5 protein-coding genes are annotated in these 8,133 nt (G+C 73.6%); all 5 read left to right on the top strand.

Translation table 11 applies throughout. The features are described from left to right. Positions 1 to 2,018, top strand: a 2,018-nt coding sequence (gene infB / locus ACWEN3_RS35525; RefSeq protein WP_452979536.1) for a translation initiation factor IF-2, incomplete at its 5' end; no start/stop codon positions are given. Between the two features lie 211 nt (positions 2,019 to 2,229). Next, a complete protein-coding gene (locus ACWEN3_RS35520) occupies positions 2,230 to 2,523 on the top strand; it encodes a DUF503 domain-containing protein (RefSeq protein ID WP_452979534.1) in 294 nt (97 codons plus the stop codon). 48 nt (positions 2,524 to 2,571) lie between these two features. Next, positions 2,572 to 3,024 carry a 30S ribosome-binding factor RbfA gene (rbfA, locus tag ACWEN3_RS35515; RefSeq protein ID WP_452979532.1) on the top strand — a complete coding sequence of 151 codons (453 nt, stop codon included), beginning with the start codon at positions 2,572 to 2,574 and terminating at the stop codon, positions 3,022 to 3,024. Continuing rightward, positions 3,021 to 3,926, top strand: coding sequence for a tRNA pseudouridine(55) synthase TruB (gene truB, locus ACWEN3_RS35510; RefSeq protein ID WP_452979531.1), 906 nt, complete (start codon positions 3,021 to 3,023; stop codon positions 3,924 to 3,926). Before rbfA ends, truB begins: the two co-directional genes overlap by 4 nt. 460 nt (positions 3,927 to 4,386) lie before the next feature. Continuing rightward, a partial coding sequence (locus ACWEN3_RS35505; protein WP_452979539.1) for a trypsin-like peptidase domain-containing protein occupies positions 4,387 to 8,133 on the top strand: 3,747 nt, incomplete at its 3' end.

Below are 8,133 nucleotides of genomic sequence, written 5' to 3'. Positions count from 1 at the left end.
GCTTCGTCGGCGCGGGTGGTGGTGGTCACCGTGGAGCTGACCGTGGCCGGGGTCTGGTAGCCGAGCCAGGCGGTCCCGGTGGCCGCGGTGGCACGCAGGGCGCCTTCGGCCGTCCCGGCGGTCCCGCACGTCGTGGCCGCAAGTCGAAGCGGCAGAGGCGCCAGGAGTACGAGGCCATGCAGGCCCCGAGCGTCGGCGGCGTGATGCTGCCGCGCGGCAGCGGCGAGACCATCCGTCTCTCCCGCGGCGCGTCGCTCACGGACTTCGCGGAGAAGATCAACGCCAACCCGGCGTCGCTCGTCGCGGTCATGATGAACCTCGGCGAGATGGTCACCGCGACGCAGTCCGTCTCCGACGAGACCCTGCAGCTCCTCGCCGACGAGATGAACTACACGGTTCAGATCGTCAGCCCGGAGGAGGAGGACCGCGAGCTGCTCGAGTCCTTCGACATCGAGTTCGGCGAGGACGAGGGCGACGAGGAGGACCTGGTGGTCCGCCCGCCGGTCGTCACCGTCATGGGTCACGTCGACCACGGCAAGACCCGACTGCTCGACGCCATCCGCAAGACGAACGTCATCGCGGGCGAGGCCGGCGGCATCACCCAGCACATCGGTGCCTACCAGGTCTCCACCGAGGTCAACGACGAAGAGCGCAGGATCACCTTCATCGACACCCCGGGTCACGAGGCGTTCACCGCCATGCGTGCCCGTGGTGCGAAGTCGACCGACATCGCGATCCTCGTGGTGGCGGCCAACGACGGTGTGATGCCGCAGACGGTCGAGGCCCTGAACCACGCCAAGGCGGCCGACGTGCCGATCGTGGTCGCGGTCAACAAGATCGACGTCGAGGGCGCGGACCCGACCAAGGTGCGCGGTCAGCTGACCGAGTACGGCCTGGTGGCCGAGGAGTACGGCGGCGACACGATGTTCGTCGACATCTCCGCCAAGCAGGGTCTGCACATCGACTCTCTGCTGGAGGCCGTGGTCCTCACCGCGGACGCCTCGCTCGACCTGCGGGCCAACCCGAACCAGGACGCGCAGGGCATCTCCATCGAGTCCCGCCTCGACCGCGGCCGCGGTGCCGTGGCGACGGTGCTCGTCCAGCGAGGCACGCTGCGGGTCGGCGACACGATGGTGGTGGGCGACGCCTACGGCCGCGTCCGCGCCATGCTCGACGACAACGGCAACAACGTCGCCGAGGCCGGTCCCTCGACGCCGGTCCAGGTCCTCGGCCTGACCAACGTCCCGGGTGCCGGTGACAACTTCCTCGTGGTCGAGGAGGACCGTACGGCCCGCCAGATCGCGGAGAAGCGCGCCGCTCGTGAGCGCAACGCCGCGTTCGCCAAGCGCACGCGCCGCGTGTCGCTGGAGGACCTGGACAAGGTGCTGAAGGCCGGCGAGGTCCAGCAGCTGAACCTGATCATCAAGGGTGACGCTTCCGGATCCGTCGAGGCCCTCGAGTCCTCGCTGCTCCAGCTGGACGTCGGCGAAGAGGTCGACATCCGCGTCCTGCACCGCGGTGTCGGTGCGGTCACGGAGTCCGACATCGACCTGGCGATGGGCTCCGACGCCATCGTGATCGGCTTCAACGTCCGCGCGGCCGGCCGCGCGGCGCAGATGGCCGAGCGCGAGGGCGTGGACGTCCGGTACTACTCGGTCATCTACCAGGCGATCGAGGAGATCGAGGCGGCCCTCAAGGGCATGCTCAAGCCGGAGTACGAAGAGGTCGAGCTGGGCACGGCGGAGATCCGCGAGGTCTTCAAGTCGTCCAAGCTGGGCAACATCGCCGGTGTCCTCATCCGCTCCGGCGAGGTGCGCCGCAACACCAAGGCCCGCCTCATCCGCGACGGCAAGGTGGTCGCGGAGAACCTCAACATCGAGGGTCTGCGTCGCTTCAAGGACGACGTCACCGAGATCCGCGAAGGCTACGAGGGTGGTATCAACCTCGGAAACTTCAACGACATCAAGGTCGACGACGTCATCGCGACGTACGAGATGCGCGAGAAGCCGCGGGCGTAACGGCCCACGGTTCGTGCTGGCCGGCGGGACTTCGGTCCTGCCGGCCAGCGCGCCGTTCCCGGGGGCTTCGCCCCCAGGAGCGGCCGCGGTGAGCGGTGCCCGGGAAACCCTGTCGAGCCACCGGCGGGTACGCGGTACCGTTTCTTGATGTCCCCGGCCACACGGTCCTGGGGCCATCGATCCCGTACCGGCGGGTGAACCGGTTACACACATGTACGTGGGGACTCTGTCCTTCGACCTGCTCCTCGGCGACGTCCACTCGCTGAAGGAGAAGCGCTCCGTCGTCCGCCCGATCGTCGCCGAACTCCAGCGGAAGTACGCCGTGAGCGCGGCCGAGGTGGACCACATGGACCTCCATCGGCGGGCCCTCATCGGCCTCGCCATGGTCTCCGGCGACGCGGCGCACCTCACCGACGTACTGGACCGGTGCGAACGACTGGTCGCCGCCCGCCCCGAGGTGGAACTGCTGTCCGTACGACGGCGCTTCCACGGCGACGACGACTGACGACCGGACCACAGAACGCAAGAAGAAGAAAGAACGGGAGCTGGACCAGTGGCCGACAACGCGCGGGCGAAAAGGCTGGCGGACCTCATCCGAGAGGTGGTGGCCCAGAAGCTGCAGCGCGGGATCAAGGACCCGCGGCTCGGCTCGCACGTCACCATCACGGACACCCGGGTCACGGGTGACCTTCGGGAGGCGACCGTCTTCTACACGGTCTACGGGGACGAGGAGGAGCGGAAGGCCGCCGCGGCGGGCCTGGAGAGCGCCAAGGGCATCCTGCGCTCCGAGGTGGGCCGCGCGGCCGGCGTGAAGTTCACGCCGACCCTGAGCTTCGTCGCGGACGCCCTGCCGGACACCGCCCGGACCATCGAGGACCTCCTCGACAAGGCGCGGCAGTCCGACGCGAAGGTGCGCGAGACGGCAACCGGCGCCACGTACGCCGGCGAGTCGGACCCGTACAGGAAGCCGGCGGACGACGAGACGGACGGCGACGCCGCGGAATGACCCAGAAGCACACCACGCCCGACGGCCTCGTCATCGTCGACAAGCCGTCGGGCTTCACTTCGCACGACGTGGTCGCCAAGATGCGCGGGATCGCCAGGACCCGCCGGGTCGGCCACGCCGGCACCCTCGACCCGATGGCGACCGGCGTCCTGGTCCTCGGCGTCGAGCGGGCCACCAAGCTCCTCGGGCACCTCGCCCTCACGGAGAAGGAGTACCTGGGCACCGTCCGCCTGGGCCAGAACACCGTCACCGACGACGCCGAGGGCGAGATCACCTCGTCCACCGACGCGTCCAAGGTGACCCGGGACGCCGTCGACGCCGGCATCGCCAAGCTGACCGGCGACATCATGCAGGTGCCGTCCAAGGTCAGCGCCATCAAGATCGACGGCGTGCGGTCGTACAAGCGGGCCCGGGAGGGCGAGGACTTCGAGATCCCCGCCCGGCCGGTGACCGTCTCCTCCTTCACGGTGTACGACGTCCGGGACGCCGTCGCCGAGGACGGCACCCCGGTGCTCGACCTGGTGGTGTCGGTGGTCTGCTCCTCCGGCACCTACATCCGCGCCCTCGCCCGCGATCTGGGCGCCGACCTGGGCGTGGGCGGTCACCTCACCGCGCTGCGCCGCACGCGCGTCGGGCCGTACAAGATCGACACGGCCAGGACGCTGGACCAGCTCCAGCAGGAGCTGACCGTGATGCCGATCGCCGAGGCCGCCTCGGCCGCGTTCCGGCGCTGGGAGGTCGACGCCAGGCGGGCCCGGCTGCTGCTGAACGGCGTCCGGCTGGACATGCCCGACGAGTACGCGGGCGCCGGTCCCGTCGCCGTGTTCGACCCCGAGGGCCGCTTCCTCGCGCTGGTCGAACAGCACAAGGGCAAGGCCAAGAGCCTGGCCGTCTTCGGCTGACACACCCCACCGGGCGGCTGCCCGTGGAGCGGCGGCGGGCCACGGGGTGTGCCCCTGCCGCCGCTCCACGGTCCCCCCTCGGTTCCCCCACCCCTAGGGTGTATCCAGCCGTCCCCGCCTATTCACCCGACCGGGCAGGCGCTCGGAGTGAACCGGGGGAGCGGAAGGGGGCGCTTTCGCCGTACGACCTGTCCCGTCGATCACCGCACGCCTACCGTCGGGAGACAGGGCACGCGGGCACGGACGGGGAGGTACGGCCATGGCGGGACGGGTCCCGCGCACCGGAGCCGGGCGCCGGGCGGCGGCACACGGCACGGGGGAGACGTCGTACGGCACCGGGAACGCGCCACACGGGGTGGGGGAGACGCGGTACGGCATTGGGCATACGGCATACGGCATGGGCGAGACGTCGTACGGCACGGGGGATGGGACGTACGGCACACGCGAGGCGATGCGCGGCATGCGCGGGACCGGGCGCGACAGCGGCACCGGCTTCCGGCGGGGGGACGACGACCGCACGACGGACGCGCCGCACCCGGACGACAACACTGCCACCGGTGTCGCACCTGCCGACGCTCTCGTCCAGATCCATGACCTCGCCGGACGCCCGCGCGGTGTCGGCTTCCTCGCCGACCATGACGGCACCCTCCTCACCAGCCACGAAGCCGTCGACGGCCTTGCCCGGCTGGTGCTGCACGCCAGGGGCAGCACCTGTGTGGTCGCCGCCGACGCCGTCACCGGGCTGCCGGCCCGGGACCTGGCACTCGTGCGCACCGTGGGCCTGGGCGTGGAGCCGCTGCCGCTGACGGTGCGGGAGCGCGTCGAGGCCGGCACCTATGTACGGATCGCCGCCGGCTGCTGGCGCGAGGCCCGGCTGCTGGCCGCCGGCGAGGCGACGTACACCGCCACGGACCGCTTCCACCTCATCGAGGAGGCGCTGGAACTTGCGATCGGCACCGCGGGCCGGGACGCGCTCCGGCTCGGCGGCGGGGCGGCCGGGGGACCGGTGCTCGACGCCCGGACCGGCGCGGTCGTCGGCGTCCTCGGCACCGCCCTGCACACCGCCCAGCGCGACGCCGGCTTCGCGGTCCCGCTGCGCCCGGCCGACGGCCCCCTCGCCGAACTGCTGGCCCGCAACGCGGCCACCGTGCCCGCGTACGGCGCCGACCTCAACCTGGCGGGCGTCCTGGAGCTGACCGCGACCTCGGTGGGCCAGGACGGCCCGCCGCGCGCCCCGGCGGAGCCGGCCGAACGGACCGGGGTGGCACGGCAGTTGGCCGCCTTCGCGGACGGCGACCGCACGGTGCTCGGCCTCGTGGGAACCCCGGGCAGCGGTCGTACGACGGAACTCGCGGCCCTCGCCGCCCGCCGCAGCCGTGGCGAGCGGCCCGCGCCCACGCTGTGGCTGCGCGGCGCCGACCTGGAGGACGCCGACGGTTCCGTGGCCGACGCGGCCCGCCGCGCCCTGGAGCGGGCCGCCCGGATCGTCGCCGCCGCCCGGTCCGTCCACCCGGCGGACCTCGGCGACCTCGGCCCGGACCGTCTGGCCCGCCTCGCCGCCCGCGCCGGCCGCCCGCTGCTGCTCCTCCTCGACGGCCCCGAGGAGATGCCCCCCGTCCTGGCCCACCGACTCTCCGAGTGGACCCGGGGCACGACCACCTGGCTGGGCCGGACCGGCGCCCGGCTCGTGGTGGCCTGCCGCGAGGAGTACTGGGAGCGCGCCGGCGCGGAATTCCCCGCCGCCCTCCTCCACACCCCGACGAACCACCCGCACCCTGCCCCACCCGACCCCACGGGGCCGGCCGACGCCGCGGCCGGTGCGACGGGCCCGCTGCGGGCCGCCGCGAGCGGCCAGGCAGGCTCCTTCGACGCTTCGGCCGGTTACGGGGGTCCGCGGCATGCCCCGTCCGGCCATGCGGTCCCGCCGTTCGCCGCGCGGTTCGACACCGCGCCAGGTGACGTGGACCTCGCCGGTCCGGCGGAGAGCCCCGCCGCCCCGCAGGCGCTGCCGGCCTGCGTGCGGCTCGGGGATCTGGATGGGGAAGAGGCCCGCCGGGCACGGGAGCGGTACGGGATCCCCGAGGGCGCGCTCGCCGAGCGGGACGCGGGGCACCCGCTCACCCTGCGGCTGCTGTCCGAGGTGCGCGCCGCCCTCCCGGAGGCGCCGGCGGCCGGGCCCGTCGACCGGCACGAGGTGTTCGCGGCCTACCTCGACCTGATGTGCCTGCGCATCGCGGTGCGGCTCGCGGCCGAGGGAGGACTGCGCGGCACGGCCGTACGCCGGCTCGCGGCGCGGGTCGCCGGGCAGGTGCACGAGGCGGCCCGGCGCAGTCTCGGACCCGGACAGGGGGAACTGGACCGGGAGTCCTTCGAGGCGGTGTTCCCCTGGGGACCCGCCCCGGCCCGGCTCGGCGGCGGCACCGGCTGGGCCTCCGCCGTCCTCACCGAGGGTCTCCTCGTCCCGGCAGGCGCCGGCTACCGCTTCGCCCACGAGGAGCTGGCCGACTGGATCCAGGGCATGCACCTCGACCTGGACGAGGCCCTGGGCGCCCTCGTCCACCGGGCCCACGACCCGCACCCGGTGCCCGTGCCGCACCACCGCGTCGGCCCCGTCGTACAGTCCCTGCTGTTCCTCGCCCGCCAGCAGGGCCACCGGCAACTCCACCGGCGGCTCATGGAGTTGGTGGACGCCCTGGACGCGGACACCGGCTCGTGGTGGGCCGCCCGGCTGCTCGCCCGGACCCTGCTGCACGTCCCGGACGCGACGCCGTACTCCGAGGCGCTGCGGCTGCTCGCCGACCGGATCGTGGCCTGGCGCCGCGAACAGCGGCCCGTGCCCGGCGAGTTCGGGCCCGGCTTCTGGACCGCCCTGCCCCTCCCTGACACCGAGCGCCTCGACCTGCTGCGCCGGCTCGTCTTCGCCGACCAGGCGCCGCCCGCGCCCGGCGAGCGTTACCTCGACGCCGTCGCCCGGCTGCTCGGCGCCGCTCCCACCGTCGTACAGCCGTACCTGACGTGCTGGTTCGACGACGAGCGGCCGCTGCCCGCGACCCCGGACGCCACCGTGGCGACCGCCGCGCAGGCGCTGCTGCACACCCATCGGCACGACGCCCTGGACGAGCTCACCGAGGTGCTGGTGGCCTGCGCGCACCGGCGTGCCACCGAGCTGCTGACCGTGCTCGCCGAGGAGGAGCCGTCCGCCGTCTGCCGGGCCGTCGACCGCTGGGCGCACGACGAGCGGCCCGCCCGCCGGGCGGCGGCGGTGGCGCACGGACTGCGCGCCGCCCCGCATCTCCGCTCGGCCGCCGACCGCGAGCTGCTGCGCTACGCCGCGCTCACCGTGCTCGCCCGTCCCGCCGACGGCACCCTGCACGGCGGCGCCCTCGCCCTCCTGGTCCGCGACCCGCACACCCGCGACCGTCACCTGGCCGAGGCGCTGCGGCACTTCACCGACGGTGACCCCCGGTTCCCGCCGAGCGCCCTGCTCCCCGCCCTGACCACCCACCCGGACCCGGTCCTGGAGGCCTTCCGCGCCCGGCTGCGCGAACCGGAACCGGAAGAGGCCCTGCGCACCCTCGCCGACGTCGCCACCCCGGCCCTGGCCCGCCGTACCGCGCCCCTCCTGCGGGAGGCGGTACGGCCGCGCCCGGAGACCGCCCGGCAGCTCGCCGCCGCCGTCGACCACCGCCTGGAACAGGGGCCCACCGCCCGCCCGGTCCTGCTGACCCTGATCACCGGCCTGCTCGACGGCGGCCCCGAACCGCTCCGGGCCGCCCTCGCCACCGTCCTCACCGTCCCCGGCACCCCCGTCTCCGGCCCGCTGCGCCGGGAACTCCTGGAGATCCTGCTCGGCCGCGAACAGGATCCGACCGTCCTAGACGCCGTCCTGCACGCGGCGGTGACGTATTCGGGCCGCCGGGAGGAAGAGGTGCGCGGTCTCGTCCACCGGATCGGCCTGATCCTCGTCCGCACCCCTGAGGGAGCCACCCGCTTCGACCGGGTCCTGGCCGACCTCGGCCGGCACGTGCCCGGCTTCGCCGCCCGCATGGCCCGCTGGCTCACCGACACGCCGGACGACTGGGCCGCCGTGGTGGGCCCGAGCACCCGCCGCATAAGACCTGTACGGCCCCTCGGTCAAGCAGAGTTGGGGCACTCGGAGAAGTTGTCACAGCGGGGTCTTCGCGACTTCACTGCTTCGAGGACGGAC

This window comes from Streptomyces sp. NPDC004561, from assembly GCF_053602155.1.
This window is presented reverse-complemented; position numbering and strand designations above follow the sequence as displayed.